The organism is Streptomyces sp. 2114.4 (assembly GCF_900187385.1).
In the GTDB taxonomy this organism is placed as follows: Bacteria; Actinomycetota; Actinomycetes; order Streptomycetales; family Streptomycetaceae; genus Streptomyces; species Streptomyces mooreae.
Map to the genome: position 1 here is coordinate 1,927,984 of NZ_FYEY01000001.1, position 15,251 is coordinate 1,943,234.

Sequence of the window (15,251 nt, forward strand, 5' to 3'; positions counted from 1 at the left end):
CCGGTCCGGCGAACACCCGCGCGAGATTACCCGGGTCAGCAGGCGTGGGGGACGCGCCGCGCCCCGCGCGGGCACCGTTCAGAGCCAGTCCTTCTCCGGTGTGGCCGCGGCCAGTACGTCCCGGGCGCCGGTGCGCAGGGGTACGCCGTGCGGTACGCAGACCGTGTCGACGTCTTCGAGGGCGGCGAGCCGCCGGAAGGACGCGATGGCCTCCTCGCGTGCGACGTTGAAGGGGCCGAGCACCGCGCGGCGGCCCTCGGGGTCGGTGGCGATGAGGTCGCCGGGGAAGAGCACCCGGCTCGCGGGGAGGTGCAGGGCGATCCCGCCGGGGGTGTGGCCGGGGACGTGCAGCACCCGCACCTCTTCGCCCCAGCCGTCGAGGGTGTCCCCGTCGTGCAGGACGGTATCGACCTCCGTATGGCGCAGCGGCGGGACACCGGCGGCCGCCAGGCCCGCCATGATCCCTTCGTGCAGGGACCGTTCCGCGGGGGTGGGCACCGGCGGGGGCTCGGGGGCGGTGCCACGGATGTACGGGGCGTCCAGCGCGCCGGCCAGGACGCGGGCGCCGGTGGCGGCGGCCAGGTCGGCGGCGGAGCCCATGTGGTCCAGGTGGGAGTGGGTGAGCACGATCTGCCGCAGCTGCTGTGGCCGGCCGCCGAGCCGGGCGAGGGCGCCGAGGATGGCGGGGGCCGAGCCGGGGACGCCGGTGTCGACCACCGCGTAGCCGTCGTCGGGGAGGGCGACGAGGTACACGTGCCCTACGGGGAACGGGAGTTGCCAGACGGTGGGGGTGAGCTCGGTGAGGGTGTCCATGGCCCGGACGCTAGCGGGCGGGCGGTCCGCCGCCGCCGCTGTTTCACCGTGGGCGGACCGGGTTTCACCGTGAGCCGACCGGACGGCGAAGAAGCGTCTCCCCGGCGCCGTCGGCATCCACGGCATCGGCCGCATCCACGGCCCCGGCGGCATCCGCGGCATCGTCGGAAAGCGGCCGGAACCTGTCTTGCGCCTGGCACGTCCCATCCGTGACACAAGGAGGCAATGTCATGCGAGGATCCCACCTCTCCCGCACCCGTACCTTCACCGCCGTGCTCGCGCTGGCGGCGGCCGGCGCCGTCACGCTGTCCGGCTGCGGCCAGAACGAGCAGAAGGTGACCCCCGCGGCACCGCCGAAGAAGCAGGACGCGTTCGAGCAGCGCGCGGATCAGATCGTGCGGGACTGGCCGAAGGTCTCCCCCGTGCACGGCCGGCAGCAGGCGCTGCTGCCGCTGGTGAAGGCGGAGCGCCCGGCGAAGACAAGTGCACGGGAGATCACCGTCACCGTCGGGCACAGCGCCTGCGATGTCCGCTTCGGCGCGCGCAGCCATGAGTCGAAGGACCTGGTGGTGATCACCGGCTGGGGCAAGCGGAAGAGCGCCAAGGGGATGTGCACCGAGCAACTGGCCACCGACAAGGTGACCGTGCACCTCAAGAGTGCGCTGGACGGCCGCAAGGTCGTGGACGCGGCGACCGGCAAGCAGCTCGTCAAGGGCTGACGGGCGGGTGCGGAGTGCGCGCGCCCGCTCCGCGGTTCGCGCGCACTCCGCACATCCACCCCCTAGGCTCGCCCGTATGAGCCCTTCCATCGCCCGCAACACCCGTGTCGAACTGCCCGAACTGCTGGAGTTCGTCCGCCCCCGGCACCGCGCGATCCTGCTCACCCGCCGCAGCGACGGCACCCCGCAGGGCTCGCCGCTGACCTGCGGGGTGGACGACTCCGGACGGCTGGTCATGTCGACGTATCCGGAACGCGCCAAGGTCCGCAATGTCCGCCGGGTCTCGTCGGTCAGCGTCATCGTGCTGTCCGACGAATGGAACGGCCCGTGGGTGCAGATCGACGGCGAGGCCGAGGTCATCGACGCCCCGGATTCGGTCGAGCCGCTTGTCGAGTACTACCGCAACATCGCCGGGGAGCACCCGGACTGGGACGAGTACCGGGAGGCGATGCGCACCCAGGGCAAGTCGCTGATCCGGGTGACCCCGCTGCGCTGGGGGCCGGTGGCGACCGGCGGTTTCCCGGCCCGGCTCGCGGAGGACGGCGCGGAGGACGGTGACGACGCGTAGCCCGTCCCGCCGCGGCCCGGCGCGTGGGCCGGCGCGGGCCGGGGCGGCCTGGGCGGGGGCCTCAACGTGTCCCGCGGGTACCGCCGTTGACGTTCAGCACCTGACCGGTGATGTGCCGGGCCGCCGGTGAGGCCAGGAAGGCCACCGTGCCGGTGATGTCGGCGGGAGACCCTGCGCGGCCCACCGCCGCGGCGGCCACCAGGTGGTCGCGCCGCTCGTCGGTGAGCTGGTCGCGGAAGAAGTCGGTGCCGGCGATATAGCCGGGTGAGACGACGTTGGCGGTGATGTCGCGGGGGCCGAGCGTCCGGGACAGCCCGATGTTCCAGGAGGCGAGGCCGGCCTTGGCCGCTCCGTAGGCGCCGTTGCCGTGGTCGGCGGCGATCGATCCGAGGTGCACGACCGCGCCGCCGGCCGCGAGCCGGTCGTCCAGCGCCCTGGTGGTCAGCGCGGCGCTGAGCAGGTTGGCGTCGAGGTTGGCACGGAAAGCGCGGGCATAGGCCGCCAGGTCAGTGGCGTCGTCCGCGTCGAGGTCGGTGTTGCCGCCGGCGTTGTTGACCAGGACGTCGATCCGCTCGGGGAGTTCGGCGAGCAGCGCGGTGAGCGCCGCGGGGTCGGTGTGGTCGCACACCAGGGGGCGGACGGCCGGGCGGCCGGCCGCCGTTTCGTCGAGCGGGCCGGGGCGCCGGCCGGTGACGATGACCTCGTCCCCGGCGTCCGCGAAGTGGTGGGCGACGGCGCGTCCGATGCCGGTGCCGCCGCCGGTGACCAGGATGGTGCGTGACATATGCTGGGCTCCGTCCATCACGTTCAGGTCTAAATTTAGAGCTGAACGTACCATCCGCAGGAGGGCCCGTGGCAAGAGACTCCGAGGCGAAGTACGGCTCCGGCCACCCGGCGCCCCCCACCCCCCGTACCCCGTCGAGGAGATCGCCGCCGCCTGGGAGCGGGAGCGCCCCGGCACCCCGGTCTCCTCCATCGGCATCGTGACGCCGATCTGGCAGCTGGCGAAGCTGCTGGGCGACGACCGGCGCCGGGTGCTGGCCGGCGCCGGGATGGACCCGGCCACCCTCGACCTGCTCAGCGTGCTGCGCCGCAGCGGCGCGCCGTACACCCTGACCACCCGCGAACTCAGCCGCCGCTCCCTGGTCACCGCGGGCGCGATCTCCCAGCGGCTGACCCGCGCCGAGCGCGAGGGGCTGGTCACCCGGCGGCCCGGCGAGGGCCGCCCCCGCACGGTCCTGGTCGAGCTGACCCCGGCCGGCCACGAGAAGGTCGAGGCCACGGTCGGCCAAGTGCTTCACCGCGAGGCCGAGTTGATCGACGGTCTGACTCCCGCACAGCAGAAGCAGCTCGCCGGGCTGCTGCGGATCCTGCTCCAGGACACCCAGCGCAAGCTCGGCGACGACCGGATCAGCCAGGTCGGCGAGGGCTGAGCGTCCCGGGGCCGCCGGGCGGGGGCGGGGCGAAGGTGAGGGAGGGGAACAGCGCCTCGTCGGGCAGTCCGAGCTGCGCACGGAAGGCCGTACGGCCCGCCGCGGTGACGGTCAGGATGCGGGTGGCGACGGCCTTGACGACCCAGCCGCGCTCCAGGGCGTGCCGGTAGAGGGCGGCGCCGACCGCGCCGGAGAGATGCCGGCGGCGCACCGTCCAGTCGAGGCAGGTGCGGACATGAGCCCGGTGGGCCGCCGAGGGGCCGGCGTCGGGGATGCCGAGGGCGGTCAGCCAGCCGGCCCCGTCCACGGTCAGCACCGGGCCGTGATCCCGCCCCAGCAGGCCGCGTTCGGTCATCGCCTCGACGATGGCGACGCCGAGCGCACCGGCGATGTGGTCGTAGCACGTCCGGGCGTGGTGCAGGGCCCTGCGGTGGTTGGCCTCGGCCAGGGAGCGGACCGGGACCCGGCGGTAGGGGGCGAGGCCGGCCAGGTTCTCCAGGGTCTCCGCGGCCTCCGGTCCGGCCAGGCGTACGTAGCGGCGCCGCCCCCGCCGTTCCTCGGCGAGCAGGCCCCCGGCGACCAGGAGGTTGAGGTGTTCGGTGGTGGTGGAGGGTGCCACCGCGGCGTATGCGGCCAGTTCACCGGCGGTCCAGGCGCCGCCGTCGAGCAGGGCCATGCAGATGGCGGCACGGGTGCGGTCCGCGAGCAGCGCCGCAAGGGCGGCCAGATCGGGGGTCTCCGCGAGGCTTTCCTGATCGGCGTCCCATCGTTTCATGTACACAGAGTAACCTCTGATAACATTTCGGTGAGCACCGAATCAACCGGCTTCTATCCTCAAGGCCATGAAAGTCGCGCTGGAGAAGAGCAGTTCGGTCGCCCCGGCGCTGCTGTCCACGGAGAACGACGACGGGACATTTGTGCTGGTCGAGCTGCGCATCCGGTGGGAGCTCGGGCCGGTCGTCAGCGTCTGGCTGCCGGCCCGCGGCCGGACCGCGCGGAATCTCGCGGTGCGCCCGGACGTGGTCTTCAATCTGCCGCCGGACGGAGCGGGGGCCGAGGAGGGGACGCCGGGCAGCATGCCCTGCGCCGCGGATGCGCCGTGGGCGGAGCCGTCCGAATTGGTGCGGCCGCCCCGACTGGCGCACTGCCCGGTGCAGTTGGAGGCCCGCCGGCTCGGGGAGCGGACGGTCACCGACGGGGCGTGGACGCAGATCGAGGCGCAGGTGCTGCGGGTGCATGCCGATCCGCGGTGGATGGTGCCGCTGAGCGGTCCGGGGACCGGGCCGGCGGCGTGGCATCCGCCGGTGCACGACTTCCGGCCGTCGGGCACTCCCCCGCCGCAGGCCGTGCCGGCGCCCGCGCGGGAGATGGCGCAGCAGTGGGAGCGGCGCTTTCCGGCCGGGAGCGGTGGCGCTTAGGACGCCCGGGGTACCGGGTCCGGGCACCGGGTGTGCCCGCACAGGCCCGCGGCGCCTGCCCTCCCGGTCGGGGGAGGGGGACAGGCGCCGCGGTTTGTTCCGCACGACGTTGTACGGGACATCGGGGGACGGATCACACGGTCAGTGCGCGATCCGTCGGCTTGATGGGAGCCGGCAGGGCGCTGGCTCCGGTCAGGAAGCGGTCCACGCCCTTGGCCGCGGAACGGCCCTCGGCGATGGCCCACACGATCAGCGACTGGCCGCGGCCGGCGTCACCGGCGACGTACACACCGGGGACGTTGGTGGCGAAGTCCGCGTCGCGGGCGATGTTGCCGCGCTCGTCGAGCTCCAGGCCGAACTGCTCGACCAGGCCGTTCTCCTTGTCGGTGCCGGTGAAGCCCATGGCGAGGGTGACCAGCTGGGCCGGGATCTTCCGCTCGGTGCCGGGCTTCGGCTCCGGGCGGCCGTCCTTGAACTCCACCTCGGTCAGGTGCAGCCACTGGACGTTGCCGTCCTCGTCGCCCTCGAAGTGGGTGGTGGACACGGAGTAGATCCGGTCGCCGCCCTCCTCGTGCGCGGAGGTGACCTTGTAGAGCATCGGGAAGGTCGGCCAGGGCTGGTTGGCGTTCCGCTCGTCGCCCGGCTTGCCCATGATCTCCAGCTGGGTGACCGAGGCCGCGCCCTGGCGGTGGGCGGTGCCGACGCAGTCCGCGCCGGTGTCGCCGCCGCCGATGACGACCACGTGCTTGCCCTCGGCGCTGATCGGGGCGACGGTCAGGTCGCCCTCCTGCACCTTGTTGGCGAGCGGCAGGTACTCCATCGCGAAGTGGATGCCGTTCAGCTCGCGGCCGGGCACCGGCAGATCGCGGGAGGTGGTGGAGCCGGCGGCGATGACCACGGCGTCGTAGCGCTTGCGCAGCTTCTTCGCGTCGAGGTCCCGGCCGATCTCCACCTCGGTGCGGAACTTGGTGCCCTCCGTGCGCATCTGCTCGATGCGGCGGTTGATGTGGCGCTTCTCCATCTTGAACTCGGGGATGCCGTAGCGGAGAAGACCGCCGATACGGTCCGCGCGCTCGTAGACGGCGACGGTGTGGCCGGCCCGGGTCAGCTGCTGGGCGGCGGCCAGGCCCGCGGGGCCGGAGCCGATGACGGCGACGGTCTTGCCGGACAGGCGCTCGGGCGGCTGCGGGGTGACGTCCCCGTTGTCCCACGCCTTGTCGATGATGGAGACCTCGACGTTCTTGATGGTCACCGGCGGCTGGTTGATGCCCAGCACACAGGCGGCCTCACAGGGCGCGGGGCAGAGGCGACCGGTGAACTCCGGGAAGTTGTTGGTCGCGTGCAGCCGCTCGCTGGCCTCGGTCCAGTCCTCGCGGTAGGCGTAGTCGTTCCACTCGGGGATGAGGTTTCCGAGCGGGCAGCCGTTGTGGCAGAACGGGATGCCGCAGTCCATGCAGCGCGACGCCTGCTTGCTGATGATCGGCAGCAGGGAGCCGGGCTGGTAGACCTCGTTCCAGTCCTTGACGCGCTCCTCGACGGGGCGGGTCTTGGCGACCTCGCGCTCGTGGTTCAGGAAGCCCTTGGGGTCAGCCATTGGTCGCCGCCTCCATCATCTTCTCGTGGGTCTCGGACTCGGAGAGTCCGGCCTGCTCAGCGGCGTCCTTGGCGACGAGCACTGCCTGGTAGGTGGGCGGGATGACCTTGCTGAAGCGTGCGGCCGCGGCATCCCAGTCGGCGAGGAGCTTGGCGGCGACGGTCGAGCCGGTCTCCTCCTGGTGGCGCTGCACGACGTCGTGCAGCCACTGCTTGTCGGCGTCGTCCAGCGGGTTCACCGCGTCGACGAGCTCCTTGTTGACGTTGGCCGGGTCGAGGTCGATGACGTAGGCGAAGCCGCCGGACATACCGGCCGCGAAGTTGCGGCCCGTCTCGCCCAGGACGACCGCGTTGCCGCCGGTCATGTACTCGCAGCCGTGGTCGCCGACGCCCTCGGAGACCACCGTGGCACCGGAGTTGCGGACGCAGAAGCGCTCGCCGACCCGGCCGCGCAGGTACAGCTCGCCGCCGGTGGCGCCGTAGGCGAGGGTGTTGCCGGCGATGGTGGAGTACTCCGCCAGGTGGTCGGCGCCGCGGTCCGGGCGGACCACGACCCGGCCGCCGGACAGGCCCTTGCCGACGTAGTCGTTGGCGTCGCCCTCCAGGCGCAGCGTGATGCCGCGCGGCAGGAACGCGCCGAAGGACTGGCCGGCCGAGCCGGTGAAGGTGATGTCGATGGTGTCGTCGGGCAGGCCCGCGCCACCGAACTTCTTGGTGACCTCGTGGCCGAGCATGGTGCCGACGGTCCGGTTGATGTTCCGGATCGCGATCTGCGCCCGGACCGGCTGGGCCTCCTCGGCGGTGTCCGCGGACAGCGCGTCGGCGGCGAGCTTGATCAGCTCGTTGTCGAGCGCCTTCTCCAGGCCGTGGTCCTGCTCGATGACCTGGTGGCGCACCGCGCCCTCGGCCAGCTCGGGGACGTGCAGCAGCGGGGCCAGGTCCAGGCCCTGCGCCTTCCAGTGGTTCACGGCGCGGGAGGTGTTCAGCAGCTCGGCGTGGCCGATGGCCTCGTCCAGGCTGCGGAAGCCCAGCTCGGCGAGGATCTCGCGGACCTCCTCGGCGATGAACTGGAAGAAGTTGACGACGTACTCGGCCTTCCCGTTGAACCGCTCGCGCAGCGTCGGGTTCTGGGTGGCGATGCCGACCGGGCAGGTGTCCAGGTGGCACACGCGCATCATGACGCAGCCGGAGACGACCAGGGGTGCGGTCGCGAAGCCGTACTCCTCGGCGCCCAGCAGGGCGGCGATGACGACGTCGCGGCCGGTCTTGAGCTGGCCGTCGGTCTGCACCACGATGCGGTCGCGCAGGCCGTTGAGCAGCAGGGTCTGCTGGGTCTCGGCCAGGCCCAGCTCCCAGGGGCCGCCCGCGTGCTTGAGCGAGGTGAGCGGCGAGGCGCCCGTACCGCCGTCGTGGCCGGAGATCAGGACCACGTCCGCGTGCGCCTTGGAGACACCCGCGGCGACCGTGCCGACGCCGACCTCGGAGACCAGCTTCACGTGGATGCGGGCCTGCGGGTTGGCGTTCTTGAGGTCGTGGATCAGCTGAGCCAGGTCCTCGATGGAGTAGATGTCGTGGTGCGGCGGCGGGGAGATCAGGCCGACGCCCGGGGTGGAGTGCCGGGTCTTGGCGACCCACGGGTAGACCTTGTGGCCGGGCAGCTGGCCGCCCTCGCCGGGCTTGGCGCCCTGGGCCATCTTGATCTGGATGTCGTCGGAGTTGACCAGGTACTCGGACGTCACACCGAAGCGGCCGGAGGCGACCTGCTTGATGGAGGAGCGGCGCGCCGGGTCGTAAAGGCGCTCCGGGTCCTCGCCGCCCTCACCGGTGTTGGACTTGCCGCCCAGCTGGTTCATGGCGATGGCCAGCGTCTCGTGCGCCTCCTGGGAGATGGAGCCGTACGACATGGCGCCGGTGGAGAAGCGCTTGACGATCTCGGACGCGGGCTCGACCTCCTCGATCGGGATCGAGGGGCGCTCGGAGGCGAAGGAGAACAGGCCGCGCAGCGTCATCAGCCGCTCGGACTGCTCGTTCACCCGGTCCGTGTACTGCTTGAAGATGTCGTAGCGACGCGAGCGGGTGGAGTGCTGGAGCCGGAAGACGGTGTCCGGGTCGAAGAGGTGCGGCTCGCCCTCGCGGCGCCACTGGTACTCGCCGCCGATCTCCAGCGCGCGGTGCGTGGCGGCGATGCCGGAGGCCGGGTAGGCCTTGGCGTGCCGCGCCGCGACCTCCTTGGCGATGACGTCCAGACCGGCGCCGCCGATCTTGGTCGCGGTGCCGTGGAAGTACTTGGCGACGAACTCCTCGTCCAGACCGACGGCCTCGAAGACCTGCGCGCCCCGGTAGGAGGCCACGGTGGAGATGCCCATCTTGGACATGACCTTCAGGACGCCCTTGCCGAGCGCCTTGATCAGGTTCTTGATGGCGGTTTCGGCCTCGACGCCCGGCAGGAAGGTGCCGGCGCGGACCAGGTCCTCGACCGACTCCATGGCCAGGTACGGGTTGACGGCCGCGGCACCGAAGCCGATGAGCAGCGCGACGTGGTGCACCTCGCGCACATCGCCGGCCTCGACGAGCAGACCGACCTGGGTGCGCTCCTTGGTGCCGATGAGGTGGTGGTGGACCGCGGCGGTGAGCAGCAGCGACGGGATCGGCGCGTGCTCGGCGTCGGAGTGCCGGTCGGAGAGCACGATCAGCCGGGCGCCGTCGTCGATGGCGGCGTCGGCCTCGGCGCAGATCTCCTCGATCCGGGCGGCCAGCGACTCGCCGCCGCCGGAGACCCGGTAGAGGCCGGAGAGGGTCACGGCCTTCATGCCGGGCATGTCGCCGTCGGCGTTGATGTGGACGAGCTTGGCCAGCTCGTCGTTGTCGATGACCGGGAAGGGCAGGGTCACGCTGCGGCAGGAGGCCGCGTTCGGCTCCAGGAGGTTGCCCTGGGGGCCGAGCGAGGAGATCAGCGAGGTGACCAGCTCCTCGCGGATGGCGTCCAGCGGCGGGTTGGTGACCTGCGCGAAGAGCTGGGTGAAGTAGTCGAAGAGCAGCCGGGGGCGCTCGGAGAGCGCGGCGATCGGCGAGTCGGTGCCCATCGAGCCGATGGGCTCGGCGCCGGCCTTGGCCATCGGGGCGAGGATGACGCGCAGCTCTTCCTCGGTGTAGCCGAAGGTCTGCTGGCGGCGGGTGACCGAGGCGTGGGTGTGCACGATGTGCTCACGCTCGGGCAGGTCGGCGAGCTCGATCAGGCCGGAGTCCAGCCACTCCTGGTAGGGGTGCTCGGCGGCGAGCTGCGCCTTGATCTCGTCGTCCTCGATGATGCGGCCCTCGGCGGTGTCCACGAGGAACATCCGGCCGGGCTGCAGACGGCCCTTGCGGACCACCTTCGCGGGGTCGATGTCCAGGACGCCGACCTCGGAGGAGAGCACGACCAGGCCGTCGTCGGTGACCCAGTAGCGGCCGGGGCGCAGACCGTTGCGGTCGAGGACCGCGCCGACCTGGGTGCCGTCGGTGAAGGTGACGCAGGCCGGGCCGTCCCAGGGCTCCATCATCGTGGAGTGGTACTGGTAGAAGGCGCGCCGGGCCGGGTCCATGGAGGGGGAGTTCTCCCACGCCTCGGGGACCATCATCAGCACCGAGTGCGGCAGCGAGCGGCCGCCGAGGTGGAGCAGTTCCAGGACCTCGTCGAAGGAGGCGGAGTCGGAGGCGTCCGGGGTGCAGACCGGGAACAGCCGCTCCAGATTCTCGGCGTTCTCCTCGCCGAAGAGCTTCGTGGCCAGCTGCGACTCACGGGCGCGCATCCAGTTGCGGTTGCCCTTGACCGTGTTGATCTCGCCGTTGTGCGCGACGAAGCGGTACGGGTGGGCGAGCGGCCAGCTCGGGAAGGTGTTGGTGGAGAACCGCGAGTGGACCAGCGCGACGGCGGTGGCGAAGCGGCGGTCGGACAGGTCCGGGAAGAAGGGCTCCAGCTGGCCGGTGGTCAGCATGCCCTTGTAGACGATCGTCCGGGCGGACAGCGAGGGGAAGTAGACCCCGGCCTCGCGCTCGGCGCGCTTGCGCAGCGCGAAGGCCTTGCGGTCCAGCGCCAGGCCGGTGTTCACCCCGTCGCTCACGAAGATCTGGGAGAAGGCCGGCATGGTGGCGCGGGCGCCGTTGCCGAGCAGCTGCGGGGCGACCGGGACCACCCGCCAGCCGATGACGTCCAGGCCCTCTTCGCCGGCGATCGTCTCGATGCGCGAGACGGCGTCGGCCGCCTCCTGGGCATCGGACGGCAGGAAGGCGATGCCGACGGCGTAGGCGCCGGCCTCGGGGAGCTCGAAGGTGACGTTCTCGCGAAGGAACGCGTCCGGCACCTGGAGCAGGATGCCGGCGCCGTCACCCGAGTCGGGCTCGGAGCCGGTGGCACCGCGGTGCTCCAGATTCGTCAGGACGGTGAGTGCCTGCTCGACCAGTGCGTGGCTGGCCTCGCCGGTGAGGGTGGCCACAAAGCCGACGCCACAGGCGTCGTGCTCGTTGCGCGGGTCGTACATGCCCTGCTGGGCAGGGCGGCCGTCCATGGGCGACCAGGCGGCGGCGCTGGCGCTGCTGGTGGTCGCGGAGTGCGTGGACGCGAAACGCATCGGCTCTCCCAACGTCGTCGTGGCATAGGCGTTGCCGAGGGACGACGTTGGCCCTCCGCGAAATTTCGTGCAGGTTACAGGATGACTCCCTTCTCAAAAAGCGAAAAGGGGCTTCCAACATGCGGACACCGCACGGGCGGTGAGTCAGTGCACGGCCGGGATCCAGGCCGTCCCACAAGGCGGCGTTCGGCGAGCGACGTTGCCCGCGACGCCTGGGCCTTATGCCCGGTCGTCAACAAACCGAAACCGCTGGGTAACGCGGTAATTATGCAGTCACCCGTATGACACGTCAGCCTACGACGGTTCCGAACAATGCTCCCAGGGCGTACGTCACACCCGCGGCCGCGCCGCCGAGGGCCAGCTGCCGCAGACCGCTGAACCACCAGGAGCGGGCCGTCACCCGCGCCACGACGGCGCCGCAGGCGAAGAGCCCGACCAGCGCGAGCAGCACCGCGGGCCAGATCGCGGACGCCCCCAGCAGATAGGGAAGGACAGGCAGCAGCGCGCCCAGCGCAAACGATCCGAAGGAGGAGACCGCGGCGACGGTGGGCGAAGGAAGGTCGGACGGGTCGATCCCCAGCTCCTCGCGGGCGTGGATCTCCAGGGCCTGCTCCGGGTCCCGGGACAGCTGGGCCGCGACCTGCCGGGCGAGCGCCGACTCGACCCCGCGGGACTCGTAGAGCGCCGCCAGCTCCTCCAGCTCGTCCTTCGGGTGCTTGCGCAGCTCGGACCGCTCGATGTCCAGCTCGGCCTGCACCAGCTCACGCTGCGAGGCGACCGAGGTGTACTCCCCCGCGGCCATCGAGAAGGCACCGGCGGCCAGCCCCGCCAGGCCGGTGATGATGATCGTCTGCTGCGAAAGCGCACCGCCGGCGACGCCCGTCATCAGGGCGAGGTTCGAGACCAGCCCGTCCATCGCGCCGAAGACGGCGGGGCGCAGCCAGCCGCCGTTCACATCGCGGTGGGTGTGATTGTCGCGGTGGGCCACATGCGTCGGCGCCGCGGCATCCATGATCTCCATGACGGACATATCGGTACCTACTCCCTGCAGCGAGGTGTGGGCCGATGGCGGCGCTTCCCCCTCCAACACCTCGAAGTTAGGCGCGCAGCACCCTCCGCCGCTAGCAAGGAAGGCCGAACTTACCGCGCTGACCTGCGGTTTTTCCCCGAGGTCGGCGATGAGATCCGGGTCACACCCCGTTTTCGGGCCCTCGGGCGGTCCGGTGCCGGGCGCCGTCCGGGGGAGTCGACCGGGTGACCCTGCCGCCCGGGGCAGGAGAGCCGGGCCGCCGCGTGGCACGGATACAGCGCAGCAGTCCGAAGCTGTCCCGGCGGCCCCAAGCCACCGGGACGGCCGCCCCGCCGGCCCTCCCCGATGCCGTCCCCACCGCCCCGCCGGCCGCCTCCCCTCCCCCACCGTGGAAGGACTCCCCCGCAGATGACGTACGCAAGCGAGCAGACACCGGCCGCGGCGCCGGAGGCGATGCCGGCCGCGGCCCCGGAGGCGCCGGATGCGCCGGACGCACCGGACGCCTCCGAAGCGGGGGCCGTCCGGACCCTCCCGGCCCGCGCGGTCCCCCCGGTCGCCGAGCCGTCGCCCGCGGGGCCGGTGCCGCCCGCCGTCTCCGCCCCGCCGTCCCTGGAGGACCGGGCGGCCGGATGCCTGGTCGGCGCCGCCGTCGGCGATGCGCTCGGCGGGCCCGTGCAGGGCTGGTCGCCGGAGGAGATCGTCAAGCGGCACGGCGGCCGGGTCGAGGGCATCGTCGGACCGTTCCACGACAACTGGCGCACCGCCCGCCCGCTCACGCCGTACCACAAGGGCGACGGCCACGTCACCGACGACACCTTGATGACGCATGCGCTGGTGCGGGTCTACGAAACGGTGCGCGACCACCTCGACGCCTATGACATCGCCGACCACCTCGTCCCGGACCTGATCGGCACCCCGCGCTGGATCCCGGAACTGGAGACCGAGGCGCTGCCACTGCAGCGGATCTTCCTCGCCGAGAAGTGGATCGTGGCGCGGCTGCACTACGGGCACGCGGACCCCCGCGAGGCGGGCGTCGGCAACATCGTCAACTGTGGTGCGGCGATGTACATGGCTCCGGTCGGCATCGTCAACGCCGGCAACCCGGACCGGGCGTACGCCGAGGCGCTGGACATCGCCGGTGCGCACCAGGCCTCCTACGGACGGGAGGCGGCGGGGGTGTTCGCCGCGGCGGTGGCCGCCGCGTTCCTGCCGGACGCCACCCCGTCCTCGGTCGTCGTCCAGGCGCTGCGGCTGGCCAAGGACGGCACCCGGGCCGCGATCGAGGCGGTCTGCGAGGCCGCGTCGTCGCTCACCGACACCGCGTCGGCGACGGCACCGCTGCGGGCGGCCGTCGCCCCCTTCGACACGGTGGGCCCGGACTACCGCAACCCGTCGCTCGGCGCCCGGCGCCCCTCCCGGCTGCACGCCGTCGAGGAACTTCCCATCGCCCTGGGCATGTTGCTGACCGGTGGCGGCGACTTCCGGGCCACGGTCCTCGGCGCGGTCAACTACGGCCGCGACTGCGACTCGATCGCCACGATGTGCGGCGCGCTCGTCGGCGCGCTGCGCGGCGCGGCGGCGGTACCGGCCGAGTGGAGCGAGGAGGTCGCCCGCGCCAGCCGTCTCGATCTGCAGGCGCCCGGGGCCGCGCTGGCCACCGTCGCCCGCGAGATCTTCACCCGTGACCGGGCGCGCGCCCGCACCCACGAGCAGGCCTTCACCGCGATCTCGGCCATCCCGGCGATGACGGAGGCGGGCGGACGGTGACGGCCACGGCCGGCGCCCGGCCCGATGGTGCGGCTCCCTCCCCCGGGCCGCTCGCCGGGCTGCGCGTGCTCGATCTCGCCACGCTGTTCGCCGGTCCGCTCGCCGCCACCCTGCTGGGGGACTACGGCGCCGAGGTGATCAAGGTCGAGCATCCGCACCGCCCCGACCCGTCACGCGGCCACGGGCCCGCCAAGGACGGCATCGGGCTGTGGTGGAAGCTGCTGGGCCGCAACAAGAAGACCGTCACGCTCGATCTCTCCCACCCGGACGGCCGGGAGGTCCTGCTGCGGCTGGCCGCCGGCGCCGACGTCGTCATCGAGAACTTCCGGCCCGGGACCCTGGAGCGCTGGGGGCTGGGCTGGAACGAGTTGTCCGCACGCCGTCCGGGGCTGGTGCTCGCCCGGGTCACCGGCTTCGGGCAGTTCGGCCCGTACGCCCGCCGCCCCGGGTTCGGCACCCTGGCCGAGGCGATGAGCGGCTTCGCCGCGATCACCGGTGAGCCGGACGGCCCGCCGACCCTGCCGCCGTTCGGCCTCGCCGACGCGATCGCCGCGCTGACCACGTCGTACGCCGTGATGGCCGCGCTGCACGCACGGACGGCGACCGGGCGCGGCCAGGTCATCGACCTGGCGCTGATCGAACCGATGCTGACCGTCCTCGGCGCCCAGCCGCTCTGGTACGACCAGCTCGGTCACCTCCAGCCGCGGACCGGCAACCGCTCCCCCAATGTCGCGCCGCGCAACACCTACCGCACCGCCGACGGCTCCTGGGTGGCGGTCTCCACGTCGGCCGAGTCGGTCGCCGCGCGGGTGATGCGGCTGGTCGGCCGGCCCGAGGTGATCGACGAGCCCTGGTTCGCGACCGGCGAGGGGCGTGCCCGGCACGCCGACGAGCTCGATACGGCGGTCGCCGACTGGATCGCCCGGCACAACCGGGCCGAGGTGCTGGCCGCCTTCGAGAAGGCCGAAGCGGCGGTGGCGCCCGTCTACGACATCCGCGAGGTGATGGCGGATCCGCAGTACCAGGCGCTGGGAACGATCACCGAGGTCCCGGACGACGAACTCGGCACGGTCCGGATGCAGAACGTCCTCTTCCGGCTCTCCGCAACGCCGGGCGCCATCCGGTGGGCGGGGCGCCCGCACGGCGCGGACACGGACGAAGTGCTCACCGGGATCGGCCTGACCGGTCCCGAGATCGACGCGCTGCGCGCGGCGGGTGTGCTGTGACGGCGGCTCCCCCGGCCGGCGGGGGCCCGGCGGGTGCGGGAGCCGGACGGGCAAAACCGCGCTGACGGCGCGGCAAC

Annotated in this window: 12 protein-coding genes; 6 read left to right on the top strand and 6 right to left on the bottom strand. The window is 72.4% G+C overall.

The window, feature by feature from the left end:
* Positions 1-78: 78 nt before the first annotated feature.
* The gene (locus CFW40_RS08370; RefSeq protein ID WP_088797189.1) at positions 79-813 is read right to left on the bottom strand and encodes an MBL fold metallo-hydrolase; all 735 of its coding nucleotides are present in this window, start codon (positions 811-813) and stop codon (positions 79-81) included.
* A gap of 230 nt (positions 814-1,043) precedes the next feature.
* Here CFW40_RS08370 and CFW40_RS08375 point away from each other — a divergent pair, with 230 nt between their 5' ends.
* A complete protein-coding gene (locus CFW40_RS08375; RefSeq protein ID WP_088797190.1) occupies positions 1,044-1,532 on the top strand; it encodes a hypothetical protein in 489 nt (162 codons plus the stop codon).
* A gap of 76 nt (positions 1,533-1,608) precedes the next feature.
* Positions 1,609-2,100, top strand: a complete 492-nt coding sequence (locus tag CFW40_RS08380) for a PPOX class F420-dependent oxidoreductase (RefSeq protein WP_088797191.1) — start codon at positions 1,609-1,611, stop codon at positions 2,098-2,100.
* A 61-nt stretch (positions 2,101-2,161) separates the two neighbouring features.
* On the opposite strand, the gene CFW40_RS08385 is transcribed toward CFW40_RS08380, so the two are convergent.
* Positions 2,162-2,884, bottom strand: a complete 723-nt coding sequence (locus CFW40_RS08385) for an SDR family NAD(P)-dependent oxidoreductase (RefSeq protein ID WP_088797192.1) — start codon at positions 2,882-2,884, stop codon at positions 2,162-2,164.
* Between the two features lie 142 nt (positions 2,885-3,026).
* Here CFW40_RS08385 and CFW40_RS08390 point away from each other — a divergent pair, with 142 nt between their 5' ends.
* A complete protein-coding gene (locus tag CFW40_RS08390; protein WP_256338898.1) occupies positions 3,027-3,533 on the top strand; it encodes a MarR family winged helix-turn-helix transcriptional regulator in 507 nt (168 codons plus the stop codon).
* Here the strand turns inward: CFW40_RS08390 and CFW40_RS08395 are convergent.
* Positions 3,511-4,308 (bottom strand): winged helix-turn-helix domain-containing protein, encoded by a 798-nt coding sequence (locus CFW40_RS08395; RefSeq protein WP_088801975.1) that lies wholly within the window; start codon positions 4,306-4,308, stop codon positions 3,511-3,513. The two genes, CFW40_RS08390 and CFW40_RS08395, sit on opposite strands and share 23 nt — an antisense overlap.
* A 67-nt stretch (positions 4,309-4,375) precedes the next feature.
* On the opposite strand from CFW40_RS08395, the gene CFW40_RS08400 reads away from it, so the two are divergent.
* Complete coding sequence (locus CFW40_RS08400) at positions 4,376-4,951, top strand: hypothetical protein (protein WP_088797193.1); 576 nt, start codon at positions 4,376-4,378, stop codon at positions 4,949-4,951.
* Between the two features lie 133 nt (positions 4,952-5,084).
* On the opposite strand, the gene CFW40_RS08405 is transcribed toward CFW40_RS08400, so the two are convergent.
* The 3 genes from CFW40_RS08405 to CFW40_RS08415 all read right to left on the bottom strand — a co-directional run bounded on the left by CFW40_RS08405 (position 5,085) and on the right by CFW40_RS08415 (position 12,172).
* A complete protein-coding gene (locus CFW40_RS08405; protein ID WP_088797194.1) occupies positions 5,085-6,545 on the bottom strand; it encodes a glutamate synthase subunit beta in 1,461 nt (486 codons plus the stop codon).
* Positions 6,538-11,151: a glutamate synthase large subunit gene (gltB, locus tag CFW40_RS08410; RefSeq protein ID WP_088797195.1), complete on the bottom strand. Its 4,614-nt coding sequence runs from the start codon at positions 11,149-11,151 to the stop codon at positions 6,538-6,540. Before gltB ends, CFW40_RS08405 begins: the two co-directional genes overlap by 8 nt.
* A gap of 289 nt (positions 11,152-11,440) precedes the next feature.
* Positions 11,441-12,172: a VIT1/CCC1 transporter family protein gene (locus CFW40_RS08415; RefSeq protein ID WP_088801976.1), complete on the bottom strand. Its 732-nt coding sequence runs from the start codon at positions 12,170-12,172 to the stop codon at positions 11,441-11,443.
* Positions 12,173-12,589: 417 nt separating this feature from the next.
* On the opposite strand from CFW40_RS08415, the gene CFW40_RS08420 reads away from it, so the two are divergent.
* Complete coding sequence (locus CFW40_RS08420; protein WP_256331544.1) at positions 12,590-13,948, top strand: ADP-ribosylglycohydrolase family protein; 1,359 nt, start codon at positions 12,590-12,592, stop codon at positions 13,946-13,948.
* Positions 13,945-15,174 (top strand): CaiB/BaiF CoA-transferase family protein, encoded by a 1,230-nt coding sequence (locus CFW40_RS08425; protein WP_088797196.1) that lies wholly within the window; start codon positions 13,945-13,947, stop codon positions 15,172-15,174. Before CFW40_RS08420 ends, CFW40_RS08425 begins: the two co-directional genes overlap by 4 nt.
* Positions 15,175-15,251 lie beyond the last annotated feature (77 nt).